General features: G+C 57.6%; 13 protein-coding genes. 9 read left to right on the top strand and 4 right to left on the bottom strand.

The genetic code is table 11. The annotated features are described in order from the left end of the window. Nucleotides 1–37: 37 nt before the first annotated feature. Together rpmG and recJ are read left to right on the top strand one after the other, a co-directional pair. Entirely contained in the window at nt 38–205 is a 168-nt protein-coding gene (gene rpmG, locus Pla52nx_RS25245) for a 50S ribosomal protein L33 (protein ID WP_146523807.1), read from the top strand. A gap of 115 nt (nt 206–320) precedes the next feature. Further along, on the top strand, nt 321–2087 hold the full coding sequence (recJ, locus tag Pla52nx_RS25240) for a single-stranded-DNA-specific exonuclease RecJ (RefSeq protein ID WP_146523808.1): 1767 nt from the start codon (nt 321–323) through the stop codon (nt 2085–2087). Nucleotides 2088–2232: 145 nt separating this feature from the next. On the opposite strand, the gene Pla52nx_RS25235 is transcribed toward recJ, so the two are convergent. Together Pla52nx_RS25235 and Pla52nx_RS25230 are read right to left on the bottom strand one after the other, a co-directional pair. Next, nucleotides 2233–4023: a SulP family inorganic anion transporter gene (locus Pla52nx_RS25235; RefSeq protein WP_146523809.1), complete on the bottom strand. Its 1791-nt coding sequence runs from the start codon at nt 4021–4023 to the stop codon at nt 2233–2235. A gap of 385 nt (nt 4024–4408) precedes the next feature. Beyond that, nucleotides 4409–5656 (bottom strand): DUF4013 domain-containing protein, encoded by a 1248-nt coding sequence (locus Pla52nx_RS25230; RefSeq protein ID WP_231742876.1) that lies wholly within the window; start codon nt 5654–5656, stop codon nt 4409–4411. Nucleotides 5657–6252: 596 nt separating this feature from the next. Here Pla52nx_RS25230 and Pla52nx_RS25225 point away from each other — a divergent pair. Next, nucleotides 6253–7695 (top strand): trypsin-like peptidase domain-containing protein, encoded by a 1443-nt coding sequence (locus Pla52nx_RS25225; protein WP_146523810.1) that lies wholly within the window; start codon nt 6253–6255, stop codon nt 7693–7695. Between the two features lie 1407 nt (nt 7696–9102). Here the strand turns inward: Pla52nx_RS25225 and Pla52nx_RS25220 are convergent. Continuing rightward, the gene (locus Pla52nx_RS25220; protein ID WP_342190258.1) at nt 9103–10701 is read right to left on the bottom strand and encodes a HEAT repeat domain-containing protein; all 1599 of its coding nucleotides are present in this window, start codon (nt 10699–10701) and stop codon (nt 9103–9105) included. Nucleotides 10702–10725: 24 nt separating this feature from the next. Then, nucleotides 10726–12207 carry a DUF1501 domain-containing protein gene (locus tag Pla52nx_RS25215; protein WP_146520350.1) on the bottom strand — a complete coding sequence of 494 codons (1482 nt, stop codon included), beginning with the start codon at nt 12205–12207 and terminating at the stop codon, nt 10726–10728. Between the two features lie 142 nt (nt 12208–12349). Between Pla52nx_RS25215 and Pla52nx_RS25210 the strand changes: the two genes are divergently transcribed. The 6 genes from Pla52nx_RS25210 to Pla52nx_RS25190 all read left to right on the top strand — a co-directional run bounded on the left by Pla52nx_RS25210 (nt 12350) and on the right by Pla52nx_RS25190 (nt 17500). Further along, nucleotides 12350–13729, top strand: a complete 1380-nt coding sequence (locus tag Pla52nx_RS25210) for a sulfatase family protein (protein ID WP_231742011.1) — start codon at nt 12350–12352, stop codon at nt 13727–13729. 329 nt (nt 13730–14058) lie between these two features. Then, nucleotides 14059–14496 carry a toll/interleukin-1 receptor domain-containing protein gene (locus Pla52nx_RS25205; protein WP_146520352.1) on the top strand — a complete coding sequence of 146 codons (438 nt, stop codon included), beginning with the start codon at nt 14059–14061 and terminating at the stop codon, nt 14494–14496. After that, nucleotides 14493–15113, top strand: a complete 621-nt coding sequence (locus Pla52nx_RS33030) for a toll/interleukin-1 receptor domain-containing protein (RefSeq protein ID WP_146520353.1) — start codon at nt 14493–14495, stop codon at nt 15111–15113. The genes Pla52nx_RS25205 and Pla52nx_RS33030 overlap by 4 nt, the downstream gene beginning before the upstream one ends. 95 nt (nt 15114–15208) lie before the next feature. Next, nucleotides 15209–15931 carry a YebC/PmpR family DNA-binding transcriptional regulator gene (locus Pla52nx_RS25200; protein WP_146520354.1) on the top strand — a complete coding sequence of 241 codons (723 nt, stop codon included), beginning with the start codon at nt 15209–15211 and terminating at the stop codon, nt 15929–15931. Nucleotides 15932–15958: 27 nt separating this feature from the next. Next, nucleotides 15959–16357 (top strand): hypothetical protein, encoded by a 399-nt coding sequence (locus tag Pla52nx_RS25195; RefSeq protein ID WP_146520355.1) that lies wholly within the window; start codon nt 15959–15961, stop codon nt 16355–16357. 243 nt (nt 16358–16600) lie between these two features. Then, nucleotides 16601–17500, top strand: a complete 900-nt coding sequence (locus Pla52nx_RS25190; RefSeq protein ID WP_146520356.1) for a DMT family transporter — start codon at nt 16601–16603, stop codon at nt 17498–17500. The last annotated feature ends 3 nt before the right edge of the window (nt 17501–17503 follow it).

The raw sequence follows: 17503 nt of genomic DNA, 5'->3' as shown, positions 1-17503 counted from the left end.
CCCGTATCAACCCGTTTAGAACCTCCTAATACCGACCATGGCTGGACGCAGTAAGAAAAAAGCCGAGACGATCTTCTTGGTTTGTGAAGAAACCGGTGACTACAACTACACCCTCAAACGCAAGCCTGGCGGCGAGAAATTGCGGTTGAAGAAGTATTGCCCACGGGTCCGCAAGCACACTTGGCACGCCGAAAAGAAAAAGTAGTACGGGGCGTTCGGGGGCTACGGGATACAGAAGCACGGGATGACAGAATCACGGGCCGTTTGCCGGCCGGCTGTACATCTTTGCGTGGTGCAATTTGAGCAAGGGGGAATCAAGGATGAAGCGAAAATGGCGTTTGGTCCCCCATGACGCGGGCCGTGTCCATGAGTTGATCCGCAGTTCCGGCGTTCCTCCGGTCGTCGCCCAATTGTTGGTCAGCCGCGGCGTCTACGATGGCGACCACGCCAAGTCGTTCCTGGACATCAAGCTCGCTGGTTTGCGCGACCCACTGGAACTGCCAGGAGTGGCCGAGGCGACGGAACATTTGGCGGCGGCGATTGAAGCCAAGACGCCGATCGTCATCTACGGAGATTATGACTGCGACGGCATGACCGGCACCGCGATCCTGTACAACGGATTGCGAATGCTGCATGCCGACGTCAGCTATCACGTTCCGAACCGACTGGAAGAAGGTTATGGACTGAATGAAGACGCGATTCGCAAACTAGCCGAGCGAGGCAAGAAGCTGATCGTTTCGGTCGACTGTGGCATCAGTAGCGTCGCGTGCGCGGAGTTGTGCCGCGAACTGGGCGTCGATTTGATCATCACTGATCACCATACCCCGGGCGAAACGCTGCCTGATGCCTTGGCGATCGTCCATCCGCGACTGCCTGGCAGCAGCTATCCCTTTGGCGATCTGTGCGGTGCGGGCGTCGCGTTCAAGCTGGCATGGGCGTTGTGCCAAAAGATATGCGGCAGCAAGAAGGTCACCGAGCCGATGCGTCGCTACTTGATGCAGTCGCTGTCGTTGGCGGCCATCGGAACGGTCGCTGACGTAGTCCCCTTGCTCGACGAGAACCGGATCTTGGTCGCGCACGGCTTGCGGATGCTCAGAGCGGAGCCGCTGATGGGGCTGGCCGAGTTGATGCGTGTCACGAAATTGGACGAAGCGTCGACGCTGAACACGCAAAGCATCGGATTCACTTTGGCACCCCGACTGAACGCCTCGGGCCGATTGGGCCAAGCGCAACTGGGGGTGGAGTTGATGACGACCGGAGAGCCTGAGCGTGCAACGGCGTTGGCCGAGTACATCGATCAACTCAACGGCAACCGAGACACATTGCAGCGTAGCGTGACGCTGGCTGCGCAAAAGCAAGCCAAGAGCGATTTTGATATCGACTCGGATCCAGCATTGGTGCTGGCCGGAGTGGGATGGCACCAAGGCGTGATCGGGGTTGTCGCCGGACGTTTGGCGGAGAAGTACGCCAAGCCGGTGATCATTCTGTCAATGGATGGGGCTGGTCAAGCCGACGCGGTGGGCTCCGGTCGAAACGGGGGCACGGGAGTCAATTTGTACGAGGCGTTGGAGCAGTGCCGGGAACGTTTGGTGCGTTTCGGCGGACACACCGCAGCGGCCGGATTGACGATCGATGAACGTCAGATCGATGCTTTCCGCGCCGAGTTTTGCGAAGCCGTTTCGCAGCAATGGAGCGAACGAGAGATCGTGCCCGAGATCATCGTGGACGCGGAAGCTCCGATCGGTCAGCTGAATTTGAATGTGGTCAAGCAAATCGAGATGCTGGAGCCTTTTGGTGCCGGCAACCCTCGCCCCACGTTGTTCTGTGGCGATGTGACACTTGACGAGCCGGCGCGAAAGATGGGCAGCGGGGATCGGCACTTGACCGTTCGGCTGAGCCAAGGCAACAAAAAAATCCGCGCGGTCGCTTTCGGCGCCGGAGACTGGTGCGACGAGATCAACGCGTGTGAAGGGCCGATCGAGATCGTGTACCGACCGGTGATCAACGAGTACCGAGGATACCGCAGCGTGGAAGTGCACATCGTCGATTGGCGGCCCTCGAAACGCGCCGCAGCCGTGAGCGTTTGACCCGTAGCGGAATGTTGGTCCGCTCAATCTTTGGGGTGTGTAGGTGACAGTTATGCAGCACGGCACAAGGCGTATGGTTTGTGCTTGGGCGGATGGTCGTGTTCGTTTTCGACTTGGAAAGTCGAACGACAATCGTCGCGCGACATCAACCCAGGCGGTCGGTGGCGACGTGGTAGTGTGGATCTTCTGACACGTTGACTTCAACGAAGTCGCCTGCGCGGTCCAAGAGGCTACGGCATTCATTGCTCAAGTGTTTCAGATGCAAACGCTTGCCCAGGGCATCGTATTTCTCGGCCAGTCCATTGATGGCTTCCAACGCCGACTGATCGTAAACGCGGGTGTAGTAGAAATCGATCACCACGTCGTCGGGATCCGCTGCCGGATCAAAGAGATCTTTGAAGGACGACACGGAGGCAAAGAACAGCGGGCCGTGCAGTTGATAGATCTTGCTGCCGAACTCGTTGAACTGAACATCGGCTCCCAAGTGCATGGCGTGTTTCCAGGCAAAAACGAGTGCCGAGACGATCACTCCGATGATCACGGCGCTGGCTAAATCGTGCATGATCACCGTGTAGCCGGCAACCAAGATCATCACCAAGGTATCGCTGGTAGGCATGCGGCGAAACATCTTGAGCGACGCCCATTCAAACGTCCCGATCACCACCATAAACATCACGCCGACCAGAGCCGCCATCGGAATCTGTTCGATCCAAGGTGACAAGAACAGAATGAAGAGCAGCAAACAGACCGCTGCCGTGATGCCGGAGAGGCGTCCGCGACCTCCCGAATTGACATTGATCAGAGACTGACCGATCATCGCACATCCGCCCATTCCTCCGAACAGGCCACACAGGATATTCGCGGCACCTTGGCCGATACATTCCTTGTTTCCGCGTCCGCGAGTTTCCGTGATTTCGTCAATCAAAGTCAGTGTCATTAGCGACTCAATCAAACCGACTCCGGCGAGCGTGAGTGCGAAGGGAAAGATGATCCACAGGGTGTGGAAGGTCAGCGGGGGCAGCGTGTATTTCCAAAAGAACGGTTCGGGCAACCCGCCACTGATCGACGCACTGGCGGCCACTTCATCCATCGCCGACTGAGACAGTTCGATCACCATCGGTGCGGAGGCCTGATCGGCGGGCAAGTCCATCGGATCTGAATCGGCGATGTTTTCCAGGTTGGCGTTGACCAGCGTGACGTCCAACTCGGCCGCCATCGCGAGTCGTTGTTTTTCGATCGCGACCGCTTCTGCTTTCGTTCTCAGCATGTCGCCGACAGTGGCAACGAGGTTTTCGGTTTTCGTGCCGCCGGAGTCGCCGCTGACTTGGCCGCGATTGACTTGGTTGATTCCCACGGACAGCAAGGTCACCGAGAGAATGGCGACCAGCGAAGCCGGGAAAGCCTTGGTCACCTTGGGCAACAGCCAAATGATTCCCATGGTCAGCGCGACCAAACCGAGCATGACGGCGAGTGGCATGCCGGACAACAAGGTCAGTTTGCCGGCGGTTCGATCCAATGTTTGAAAGGAGCCGAACTGCGCTAAAAAGATGACGATCGCCAGTCCGTTGACGAAACCGAGCATCACGGGATGGGGAACCAAGCGGATCAGCTTTCCCAGTCTCGCCATGCCGATCGCGGCTTGAATGATTCCGCACAAAATCACGGTCGGGAACAAGTATTCGATCCCGTGGATGGCAACCAGGCTGACGACGACGACCGCCATCGCACCGGTGGCACCTGAGATCATGCCTGGACGACCGCCAAAGACGGCAGTGATCAGGCCGATAAAGAACGCTGAGTAGAGGCCGATGATGGGGGAGACCCCGGCGACGAAAGCGAACGCGATGGCTTCTGGGACCAGTGCCAGGGCAACGGTCAGTCCAGAGAGCAGGTCATCTTTGGCAGTTGCGCTGCGAGACCGAAAGAATTGGAGCATGAATGATTGAGTCAGGTAGGAGTGATCAGTCCATTGCGGAACGATCAACTCACTGCCTCAACGGGCTGCTTTTCCGCCAGCCATTTCGGGCGTCCGGTGCCATCGTTCCCTATCGCCATTGGTAATCGCCATTGAGCTGGCGTCCAACAAAACAAGCGGATCGTAGTCGTCTGATCCGTAGCGTCAATGTTGATGCAAGTTTAGGTCTGGCCACACGTTAGGAGGGGAACCGATTTGGAAATCGGATTGCGGTGGATATCTACGCCACTAAACGGGCACATCGTGAGATGAGCCCCGACAAGCAGTAGCCGGTCCTTCACCATCGGTCGCCGAAATCATCGGAGAAAAAATTTCGGCAATCAAGAATCGCTGTCAGTTGGCTCCGTCAGGTGCCACCCAGGAAAGGAATCGGGATCAGGACGGCATGTTGCTGAACCCACGTTTGCAGGCCGTCCCAGCTCGTGAATTGAGAAAGCGTGACGAAGGTGAGATAGATCGCGACCACACCGACCATCAAGAATCGAACGATCCAACGCGAAAAGAATGCCCACCAAGAGGTCGGATCGGGGAGACGATTGGCGCGTCGGATGGCCAGGCCTTCAGCAATTCGGGCCGGCAAAATGAAGGCGACGAAAACAAGCGTGGGCAGCCAAACGACTTCCTGCGGCGTGGCTTCGATTTTCAGCAGGTACAACGGCAGCGGCAGAATAACGAGGCCACTGATCATCGCCAGCAACCAAGCCCAAGGGGCGCGGCGGTACAGTCGGCGAACCTTGCGTAGTTCAAACAAGGCCGATAGCCGATTTTCGGCGGCGAAGTGTGTTTGCAACATCGGCAGATAGAGCAACACGACGCCCAGAGCCAGCAGACTCAGTCCGCCAACCAGCCCAGCGAGTCCTGTTTCGCCATTGCGGTTGGCGGCGATGATGATCATCGCGGGTGCTAGCCAAACCAGAGTGCCGATCGCTCCACGCACGCCCAACCAAAACAGCCTCGGCAGCTCAAGCGACACCGTCGTCTCCCACAGCTTGTCCGGCATCTCACGGTACGTGCTCGGTCGCCAACCTTGGCGGAGAAAGCGAATCGGCTGTGGCCAGAGATAGTGTCGAAGCTGTCCGCCTCGAACCCACACCCACAGCAGATAGACGGTGCCAGCGATGGCCGCTCCGATCGCCAAGATCCGCATCGTTACGGCTTGGGCAGATCCGGGCTGGATCAATTGCGCGACCGATTCCCAGTGGACCAGCAATTGAACCGGCAATGCGGCGAGAAAGAGTCCGCAGCCGGCCAAGCCGATCTTGCCGGCGGCGTCCAGACTGGGCAACGCGTCGCGAAAACGTCCGCCGCGAGCAAGCCTGCCAGAGACATCCAGCAAATAACCAAAGGTGACCAGCTGAAAAATCGGAATCGCGGCCAGGATCGCAAGCAGGACGATCAGCGAGGCGATTCGAAAGGCGGTCCAGATCAGCCAACCCACACCGCGAAATCCCCGGCGAATCAAACCGACCCGAGGAGCCGATGGCGTCATGTGCGACGGGTCAATCTCGGCAGCGTCACTGGCCGTAGGATCACTGGCCGAGAGATCGCTGGCGTCGAGTCGTTCGACGGGTTCGGAGTTTGCCAGTTCAAGCATTTTGGTAGCTCGGTTCGTCCGTTTCGCGTGACATTCTTGGCTGCTGACAGGCTGGTCGTGTTCTTCAACTCCGCAGGCACCAAAGCCCGATGTGTCCACCCAACAGCCAATCATCGTGGGACCAATCATAGTCTTCGCTAGCACGTCGGTGATCTTGGCAGGGATGCCTGGAATCTTTTGGCCAGAGGCACACGAAAAATTTCCTGTATTGGACGAGGTAACGAGTCCTCGGCACGGGTTTTCGCTCCAGGGACTCGTGACCTCGTCCAAAACGGTGGATGCAGATTCATCCGCCGCTCGCCCTTGGCGGAAATGCCGCGGGAAAGCAGCAGGAAAATGCACCGGGGCGGCTTTTTTTGCTGCAGTCCCGCTTGCCGATCCATTTGACTCCACCATGCCGCCCTGCACCGGGACTCCAAAGGCGGGGTCGAATGTTAAGGCTGGTAAACCTTGCGGCATTGGTTTTGCCACATCAAGCGGCGAGGCCGGTTGGTCCGATTCAAACCCTCGTGCCGAAAATGACGGCATGACTGCCGGCGGAATCCCGTAACGTCCGCCGACCCAAACCCCCAGAAGCGACACCGGTGCGGGGATACATGCGACCTAACAAACAAATTGCTCAGGCCTCCCGGACGCGATGGTTCAAGCGGTTAGCGCTTGGCGTGGCTGGACTGGGTTTGACTCTCGCCGCCTCCAACGCTGATGCCCAATTGGTTTCAGCGACTGGTTCCATTCAAGTCGGCGATCATATCAACCACCGTGAAACTCCGACCGTGCTGGCGGTTCGCCGAGCGGGCCCATCGGTGGTCAATATTCACGGCCAGAAAACCGTTCGCACGACAGCGGCCGGAATGGCCGGCGCCACGGGGCCGGACTCGTTCCGGCAAGTCAACGGGATGGGAACCGGCGTGGTCATCGATCCACGTGGCTACGTGATCACCAACTATCACGTGGTCGAGGACGTAGAAGACATTCGTGTCACGCTCCATGATGGAACGGTCACGTCCGCCGAGCTCGTTGCCGCAAGGATGCGCAACGACTTGGCATTGATCAAGATCCGCACCTCAGAATCGTTGCCCACCATTCCGCGTGGTACCAGCAGTGATCTGATGGTCGGTGAAAACGTGATCGCCATCGGCAACGCGTATGGCTACGTTCACACGTGCACCCAAGGCATCATCAGTGCGTTGCATCGTGACGTACCAGTCAACGAAACCCAAGAATATGAAGACTTGATCCAGATCAGCGCCGGCATCAACCCGGGTAACTCCGGCGGACCGCTGTTGAACATCGATGGCGAAATCATCGGTATCAACGTCGCCGTCCGCGTCGGCGCTCAGCAAATTGCTTTTGCGATCCCGATCGATCAAGTCGTCGAAATTGTCACCGAGATGATCGATCGTCACAACGAAAGTCGTCTCATCACCGGAATGCGAACCGAAGGCGGACCTCGCGATGGAGACGGTATTGTGGTCTCCCATGTTTCAGCCAGCAGTCCTGCCGCACGGGAGGGATTGAAGCCTGGAGACCGCGTGGTCCGCATCGGTTCGCAGCCAGTGGACGATCGTCTGGATTTGGCCCTGGCATTGTTGAACACCAACCCAGGCGACCCACTGACAATCGGAGTGCAACGTCAAGACGATGTCGTCGAGCTGGCTTTGGGGACCGAGAAAGCCACTGCTGAGCGGCCCCAAGATGTCACCGATGCGGCGTGGCAAATGGTCGGCGTACGCGTCAAGCCCGTCAGTTCAATCGCCATGCAACGCTTGAACGCCCGTATGCGTACTCCGTATCGCGGCGGTCTGTACATCACAGCGGTTCGACCCGGCTCGACTGCTGCCGAGCAGGGCATCCAGGTCGGTGACGTGTTGTTGGGCATCCACGGCTGGCAAACCGCTTCCCTGAACGACTTGGCCGGCATCCTGGAGCACCCAGAGATCCAAAGCGGCCCGAAAGCAAAGTTCTTCATCGTTCGCCGTGAGCAGACGTTGTTCGGACACCTGCAGTTTGCAGCCGTTCCGGGGACAACCCGGCACTGAGAAAGAAAGAGTGAGCCGTGGGCCGGCAGGCACCGGGCAGTACATTTGGCCCGGCCGCTTACGCGTCGCGGCTCACGAAAACAGCCGGGAGCAACCCGGCACACCGTTTGTGGCGTGTCTTAAACATTTCGCTGCAAACGTTTCACGCGACGGGATCCGTCGCAGAGGTTCAGACGCAATCGTCCCGGGGTAAGTTTCGGTCGGCTCGCACCATCGATCGAAATTTACCGACCCAGCCGGGACGAACGCGTCGAACCTTTTTTCATCAGCGTCCCGTATCGCGTGGTCGTGTTACCAAGCGTTCGGTGGTGTCATACGCCTGAGCCGCCGACCGTCTGGCCACGGGGGCGAACGCAATGAAGCGAATGCTCGATGCAGCGAGACCTGCCGTTCGGAACGGGTTAAACGAAAATTGAACGGTATTGCGTTTAACGCAAAACTTACACCTTGCTTCCGCCGGGCTTGCCCTGGACTGCTCAAAGTTTGGTGTTGTTTCTCTTTGGGTTTGCGCAAGCTTATGTCCCTACTGCCGACGCAGCTGGTGCCCCCAGTGAGCCTCAGACGCTAGCCGTGGGCCTGAGGCGGATTGTGGTGCTGGGCCACGGCTAGTGTCTGAGGCTCACTTTGATTGCGATGCATGGAACAAAAACATCGACTGGACTGCCCAAAGTTTGGTGTTGTTTCTTTTGGGGTTTGCGCAAGCTTATGTCCCTACTGCCGACGCAGCTGGTGGCCCCAGTGAGCCTCAGGCGCTAGCCGTGGGCCTGAGGCGGATTGTGGTGCTGGCCCACGGCTAGCGCCTGAGGCTCACTCTGATTACGATGCATTGGACAAAAACATGGACTGGACTGCTCAAAGTTTGGTGTTGTTTCTTTTTGGGTTTGCGCAAGCGTATGTCCCTACTGCCGACGCAGCTGGTGGCCCCAGTGAGCCTCAGGCGCTAGCCGTGGGCCTGAGGCGGATTGTGGTGCTGGCCCACGGCTAGCGCCTGAGGCTCACTCTGATTACGATGCATTGGACAAAAACATGGACTGGACTGTTCAAAGTTTGGTGTTGTTTCTTTTGGGGTTTGCGCAAGCTTATGTCCCTACTGCCGACGCAGCTGGTGGCCCCAGTGAGCCTCAGGCGCTAGCCGTGGGCCTGAGGCGGATTGTGGTGCTGGCCCACGGCTAGCGCCTGAGGCTCACTTTGATTGCGATACATGGAACAAAAACATGGACTGGACTGCTCAAAGTTTGGTGTTGTTTCTTTTGGGGTTTGCGCAAGCTTATGTCCCTACTGCCGACGCAGCTGGTGGCCCCAGTGAGCCTCAGGCGCTAGCCGTGGGCCTGAGGCGGATTGTGGTGCCGGCCCACGGCTAGCGCCTGAGGCTCACTTTGATTGCGATGCATGGGACAAAAACATGGACTACGAATTGAACGTCCGCAACATCTTGCGACCTTTGTAGAGATGGAACGCATCGCTGGCCGTCAGCGGACGCAGACGTCCGGCGGTCGGTTGATCGATGGTCTCCAGTCCATCCGTGACGATGATGCACTGCGTTCCTTCGCGTTCTCCGCGGAAGACACCCGCGCGTTCATCCAAGAACAAACCCAGCAACTCCGGGCGGATCGATTCGTAACCGAGATGCTGGAGATGTTGTCCAAAGACATCCATCACTCGATGTTGAGCTTCGTTCAGTGAGTCGGCGGCCACGGTAAAGATGTCCGGATGCTCGGCTTGCCATCCCGCATAGATCGCGTAGATGTCATCGACGGGCATATCGGCCAAGTCACAGGACATCGTGTACACCGAGGGTCCCGTCATGCCAATGTTGCTGTAGACGTTCGCCCCCATGCTGTATTCAAACCGTACCAAGTGCACGTCGACGGGGTCATTGAAACTGGGCCACATCAACCGTCTTGTTTCGATGAACTCCACGTGCGTGGGCGGCACGCCCATCTGATGCGGTTGCGTCAACCACAACGCCAACTCGGCTTCGGCCGTCGCGGCATCACTTCGATTGCTTTCATCGATTTCGTCACCCCAACCCAACTCGTCCGCGTAGGCGATCGCGCGTAGTCTTGCTGCGGGATCGCCTGCCAACTCGATCAAACGCTTGCGGCCTTCTTCGTCACCCAGTTTCGCCAGCGCCCCGGCCGCCTCACACTGGACGCGTCGGTGCCTCAATCCAACCGCCTGATTCAGCTTGCCGATGGAGGATTCGTCGCCGATCAATGCAACGGCATCACACAGCGAGACTGCCAACGCGACGGCTTCGCTGAGCCGCTTTTGCACTTCCTCGACGTCGTTGCCCAGCGTCCTGGGGTTTTCTTCAAAGTGTCCCAGTCGCGTCGCGACGCTGCCCAGCAAGTGATTCAGCGTTTCCAGGTGATCGGCAGCCAAATGGCCGTCGACACGACCGCTGCGTGTGAGGTAGTTAGCCAAGTCCAAAAGTGACGCGGCGAGCGAAGGATGGGGCAAGCAAGCGAGGCATTCTGGAAAGAACGCTTCGATCGGCCAATCGTTCCTCTGCATCAACGGGCTGAGCACCAGTCCCGCGTTCATCCAATCCTGCGGCGGGCGTTGGATCAAGATCGCCACCAGAGCTTTCAACGATTCCGCACTGCGCATTATCGCCAGCAAGTGCAGCAAGAGATGTCGATTCGTCGCCGCCTCAGGCAATCGCTCCGCGACCGACCGGATGACGGTGTGATCGAGTTTTTCGATCGTCTGTTGGGGCTGATCCTGAATCGACTTGGCGATCGAGTTGTGCATCACTCGCAGGATGGCACCCAAAATCGCCGGATCAGATTGCTCCAAAATGGAATCGGCGGCGGCCAACTGTGCCAGCAGCACAATGCCGGTGTCAGGCGGGCCTTCGGCGAGTTGACGAAGATGATAACCGGCGGCGACGGGATCGGCGTCGGCACCCAACAGGTGAGAAAGTGATTCGACGACAGACAATTTCTGACCAAAACGCTGAGGAAAATACGGACAACGGTCCGTCAGTTTACCGGCGTGCACCAAATCCGGTCAGGGGACCGTCTGCTAGGCAAGGATCGGGCTGATCAGACTGCACTCCTCCACACCCGTGAGCTTTTGGTCGAGTCCTTGGAACGGGTACGTGAATCGACTGTGGTCGATCCCCATCAGATGCAGGATCGTTGCGTTGAGATCGCGGATGTGCACAGGATCTTTCGTCACGTTGTAACTAAAATCGTCGGTCTCGCCGTGGACCGCGCCGCCTTGAATTCCGGCACCGGCCAGCCAGATCGAAAAGCATTTGGGGTGATGGTCTCGGCCGTAGGTTTCCTTGGTCAATTTGCCCTGGCAGTAAATCGTCCGGCCAAATTCGCCTCCCCAAACAACGAGCGTGTCGTCGAACATTCCCCGCTGACGCAAATCGGTCAGCAGTGCGGCACATGGTTGATCGACATCGCGACACTGATTGGGCAAATCACCGGGCAAGTTGGCATGTTGGTCCCAACCCCGGTGAAAGATCTGTGTGAAGCGGACGCCACGTTCGGCCATTCGCCGAGACAGCAGGCAACAATTTGCAAACGTCCCGGGCTTGGTCACATCGGGGCCATACATGTCCAAGATGTATTGCGGTTCGTCACTGATGTCCGTCAAATCCGGCACGCTGGTCTGCATGCGAAACGCCATCTCGTACTGCGCGATCCTGGCCACCGTTTCCGGATCACCGACAGTCTGTGCCGTCTGACGATTCAGACGAGAAAGCGAGTCGAGCATCCGACGCCGGACTTTGGCGTCCAAACCATCGGGATTGGAAAGATACAGCACCGGATCACCGCTACTTCGCAGCGCCACCCCTTGGTACTTGCTCGGCAAGAATCCGCTGCCCCACAACCTGTTGTACAACGCTTGCGCCTCCTTACGTCCGGTCCAGGACGCGGTCATGACCAGGAAAGCCGGCAGGTTCTCGTTCTCGGTGCCCAGCCCGTAGCTCAGCCAAGATCCCAAACTCGCTTTTCCGGGCAGTTGATTCCCGGTGCAGATGTAGGTGATCGCCGGATCATGATTGATCGCTTCGGTGTACATCGATTTGACCAACGCGATCTCATCGACCTTGGTTGCCGTGTGAGGCAGCAGTTCGCTGACCATCGTTCCGGCAGCTCCCTGCGGCGCGAATTTGTAGATGCTCGGCGCGATGGGAAAGCGAGCTTGTCCACTGGTCATCGTCGTCAACCGTTGACCTTGTCGGATCGAGTCCGGCAAGTCCTTGTCGAACCACTCGCCCATCTGCGGTTTGTGATCCCACATGTCGATCTGGCTCGGGGCGCCGGACATGAACAGATAGATCGCGCGTTTCGCTTTGGGCTCGTGATGAGGCAGTGCCGGCAAACCGCCGCTGCGTTGCGCGAGTGTTGCCCCATCGGCGGGCGCAGCGTACCCGGTTTGCTGGTCCAATGCGGCCAGCGCGGCGGCTCCCAGACCGACCGCTGCCAATCGGTCGGCGCTTTGACCAAAGAACGAGCGGCGGGTCAGGTTGGTCAGATCAATGGACATGGAATGGCTTCGTATTCGCAAAAGTTTCGATCACGTTTCGTCAATTCGAAGAACGGCATCTCGTACAATATACCCGATCGCCTCGCTTTCTGATCACCGTAGACTACTCGCCCGACTCCCACCTCGCCAACGAAGCCACCCCGTGAAACACAGCACTTTTTATTTCCTCGGCCAAGTTTTGTCGGTCGCCCTGGTCATCACCTTGGCCATCATTTTGAACGTTTCTGACTTGGGGGCCGCGGACCGGCCCAATGTATTGATCATTTACGGGGACGATCAAGGCTCGATCGACATGAGCTGTTTCGGTGTCGCGGACCTGCGAACGCCCAACATGGACCGGCTTGCCGCCCAAGGGATTCGCTTGACCAACATGTACGCACCCGCACCGGTGTGTTCGGCCAGTCGTGTCGGCCTGCTGACCGGTCGTTTCCCGATTCGAGCGGGCCAACCGAGCAACGGTCCGCTCGACGCCGACGAGATCACGATCGCGGAGGTCTTTCAGCAGGCCGGTTATCGCACCGGACAGGTCGGCAAGTGGCACCTCGGCACGACACCTGAGCAGATTCCCTCCGGGCAAGGATTCCAGAATTGGTTCGGACACTTGCAGGGATGCATCGACAACTACTCGCACTTCTTTTTCTGGAGCGGTCCCAATCGGCACGACCTGTGGGACAACGGTCGTGAAATCCATCGCGGCGGTGAGTTTTTTCCCGACATGATGGTGAACAAATGCAACGAGTTCATCGATCAATCGGACGATAAACCGTGGTTGTTGTACTGGGCGTTCAACGCACCCCACTATCCTTACCAGGGCACCGAGTTCTGGCTCAACGAGTACCGCGATCTGCCCTCTCCACGCCGTGAGTACTGCGCGTTCCTGTCGACGATGGATGAACGGATCGGCAAAGTCATCGAGCACCTCGATGCGTCGGGACAAGCGGACAATACGATCGTCATCTATCAACCCGATCACGGACACAGCACCGAAACACGTGCCTTCGGCGGCGGAGGAAACGCTGGCCCCTATCGCGGCGCAAAGTTCTCGTTGTTCGAAGGCGGCATTCGAGTGCCCGCGGTCGTGCGTTATCCCAAGTCATGGAAGGCCGGACAAACCCGTGACCAATTCATGACGGCGTGCGATTGGCTCCCAACGCTTTGTGATGTCTGCGGCGTCGCGACACCTGATGTGCATCTCGACGGCGTTTCGATGAAACAAGTGCTTGCGGAAAATGCCCCCGCACCGCGTGAAACGTTTTACTGGCACACCGGCGGCGGAAACAATCCTCAGTGGGCGGTCCGCGACAGTGAATGGAAACTGATCGGAAATCCCCTCGACACCACGGCGCCACAAGAAGGCCGCGTCAACGGGGGCAGGCTGCCAGAGGAATTCTTTCTAGTGAATCTCAAAAACGATCCCAGCGAAACGACCAATCTAGCCAAACAACATCCGGATGTTGTCCAGCGTCTGCAAGAACAACGTGAGCAATGGCTCACCGAATTCCGCACGGCCCCCAATCGTTGATCGTGAGCGATCGACTTGATTGGCTCTGGTTGTTTGAGTTTGTTCCGGGCGTGAAGTCCCATCCGTAGCTTGGGCATTCTTGCCCGCGACATCATCACGCTCGGACGGGCAACAGTGCCTAGTCTTATGCACCATTGATTACGCAATTCGAAATCCACGCTGACTTGAATGGCAATGAAGGTTTGACAGTGTCAAGAAGTCGCCAATAGACTATGAACTGGTGTGTGGTGACAAACACGAGCATCGCGATGCTGAGTCCGAGCCCCCAAAAGAGCCAAAACCATGCCTTACGACTCGTCTACGCTCGTACGTGCTCAAGACACTGATCGATGGTGAAGCGAAAATCGACGAAGAAAACGACCAAGAGGACTCGAGCTAAGCCGGAGTATCAGGTCTTCGTTAGCCATGCTACGGCCGACAAGTGGATCGCAACTACCTTCTGTGAAAAGATTGACGCAACTGGGGCAACCTCTTTCCGCGACGACCGGGACATTAACGGTGGCGATAGCATTCCGCAGTCGATACGCACCGAAATACAGGTGTCACGCGAATTGGTGGTCTTGCTCACACCAGAATCGATCGAACGACCGTGGGTCTTGCTCGAAGTTGGAGCTGCGTGGGGCCGACGGAAGGACTACCGAATTGTTCCGGTGCTTTGCCATGTCACGTTTGACGCGATTCCTGATATAATTGAGGGCAAGAAGGCGTTTCACATCAACGACTTTGACACGTACCTAGCCGAATTGAAGCGTCGGGTAAAAAAATGACGGCTACAGCAACTCCAACCTTTGACGTATTCGTTTCTCACAGCTCTCGTGATCGCGATTTTGCTGCAGATATCGCAGATCGGTTGAAGGCAGAGGGTCTGCAGCCGTTTCACGACGCAAGCGTCCCGGTCGGACAAGAAATCAGCAAGGCGATTTGGGACGCACTTGCAGAGTGCCATGCATTCATTGTCATTGTATCATCAGACTCTACGCCTGATGCAATGGGCATGGTTGAATTGGGGGCCGCAACGGCTTGGAATAAACCAATCTTTGTGCTGCTGAACGGGCCGGCCTCTACACATGTCCCCGAGGCACTCGGAAGTTATCAAGTCTATCCTCGCAATCGAATCGACGAGGTTCTGACCCAAATCCGCCGAAACTTAGAACCAATTGCGGACGATGAACGTCAGGTGCTAAGGGAGATTTATCGTGACCTTTGCATACCGGTAGATCGCCTCAGTCAGTCGCCTCGAGAACTTCAGCACCTCGTCGAAATGTTCAACAGAAAGACGAACAAGCAACTCTCTGGGACGCGTCTACTGTCTGAACTTTTGCGGATGCGAAAACAATCAAAGCTCCCGCGTCTGAGCCCCAAACGGCAAAGACCTGAGCCGTGAATCGTAAACCTGCCCGCTGGATTCTCATCCCTGTATCGCGGTAAGATTGCATCCTTGATGCGTAGGATCAAAACAACCAGCAGTGAGAACCAGTCATGGGTAGAGGGTTTGAAGTCCGTAAGGTGTCGATGGCCAAGACGGCGGCACAGAAGACGAAGGTGTATTCAAAATATGGCAAACAGCTCTACGTCATGGCAAAGAACTCCGGTGCCGATCCGGACTGCAATCCCTCTCTGCGGGCTTTGATCGATAAAGCCAAACGAGACCAAGTGCCCGCGCACGTGATCGAGAAGGCCTTGGAAAAAGCCAAGGGTGTCGGCGGCGAGGATTACGTGCCGGCTCGCTACGAAGGTTTCGGCCCCGGCGGCTGCAGCGTGATCATCGATTGCTTGACGGACAACAACAACCGAACCATCACCGACGTCCGCAATTGTTTTAGCAAGACCGGATCAAAGTTCGGTGCACCGGGTTCGGTTGCTCACGGCTTTGATCACTTTGCCATCCTTTCCTTCAAAGGTGACAATGCCGAAGAAGTCTTGGAGGCATTGCTGGAGGCCGAAGTCGACGTGGTGGACGTTGAAAACGAAGACGGGCAACTGATCGTTTATGCTCCGTCGACCGAGCACCACAAGACCAAGCAGGCATTGCTCGCTGCGTATCCCGGTGTCCACTTCGATGCCGATGAAATCAGCTTCATCCCACAAACCACCACCGAGATCGACCCGGATGACGTTCCGATGTTCGAGAAGTTCATCGACATGTTGAACGATTGCGACGACGTCCAAGACATCTATCACAACGCGATCCTGCCTCGCTGATCCCTTCGTTTTTGCAACGGCTCGGTCATGGGGAGCTTCAACATCTTTCAGATCTACTTGGAATCGTTTGTCGGCCACGAGCCGCTGCCTCAGCGTGTGAACCACGTGTTGCATTCATTACCGCTGGAGGTCCAACGTGATTTCCTGGAGGATCCCCGATTTCGCGTCACGGTGGACAACTACGAGCCGGGCAAGGGCTGGAGTCTGATGATGGACATGCCCAGTCCGACGGGCAGCGGCAGCCGATGCGTCGTGCTGAGACGAAAGCTCGCCCAGGCCGAGGAAGCGTTTGCCTGGTATGTGATCGCCCACGAGTTCGCTCATGCTTATTTGCGAAACGGCGGCTGGGGCGAAATCACCGACCGCGAAGAAGCCGCCGACGCCCTGGCCGCCAGCTGGGGCTTTCCAAGACCAGCGAAGTGGTGAACACGTAGACGCGTCTCTCCGAGACGCGAATCTTCGAGCCTCGGGGGACGTGCGATTAATAAGTTGCCGCTTGCGGATTGTCGTTCGACTCTCCGAGTCGACAACGTACAGCGGAGAACGCTATCGACTTGGAAAGTCGAGCGACAATGATTTATCGCACGTCCCGAGAGGCTCGACGACGTGTTTTTCATGATCGCTGCTTGACGGCTTCCCAAAGCGGTCTGCCCGCGTGATGCTGCAGGGATGAACTGGATTTTCCTGAGCTTGATTTCTGCAGTATTGCTGGGCGTTTACGACGTCTCCAAAAAGCTGTCCGTGCGCGGCAACGCGGTGCCGATCGTGTTGTTGATCAGCGTCACGGTGGGGGCGGTGATTTGGTTGCCGATGATCGTGTGGTCACATGGTTTTCCCAGTAGCGTGCCCGTGGAATCGCTCCGTGTGGACGCACTGAGTTGGGCGCAGCATGGCCTGTTGCTCACCAAGAGCATACTGGTCGGCGCGTCGTGGACGTTTGCGTTCACTGCCTTGAAGCATCTGCCGCTCTCCATCGGCGCTCCCATCCGTGCGACCAGTCCGCTTTGGACCATCCTGATCGCGACGATCGCGATGGGGGAACGTCCCACGCCGATGCAGTGGTTGGGCATCGCAATCGTCATGGCGGGTTTCTGGCGATTTTCGCTGGTCGGCAATCGCGAAGGCATCCGATTCACTCGGGACCGTTGGGTGGCGTGCATGGTGATTGCCACGTTGCTCGGTGCAATCAGTTCGATCTACGACAAGTGGCTGCTGCAGAGTGCGATGATTCGCCCGGCGACCGTTCAAGCATGGTTCACGGTCTACCTTGTCCCCGTGATGCTGCCGATGGCGGTGCGATGGTACTTCCGCGACCGCCCGAAGCATCCCTTTCAGTGGCGTCGCACGATCCTTTGGATCAGCCCGCTGCTACTGGCCGCTGACTTCGCGTATTTCACTGCCTTGTCGGATCCCGATGCGATGATCGCGATCGTCTCAACCCTGCGTCGCAGCAGCGTCGTGATCGCCCTGGCGTTCGGGGCCAGAGCACTGCGTGAAGTGAACTTCCGGGCCAAAGCCGTCTGCGTGGCCATGATCCTGGCAGGCGTTGCGTTACTGACGATCGCTTAGCTA

The organism is Stieleria varia (assembly GCF_038443385.1).
Lineage (GTDB): Bacteria > Planctomycetota > Planctomycetia > Pirellulales > Pirellulaceae > Stieleria > Stieleria varia.
This window is presented reverse-complemented; position numbering and strand designations above follow the sequence as displayed.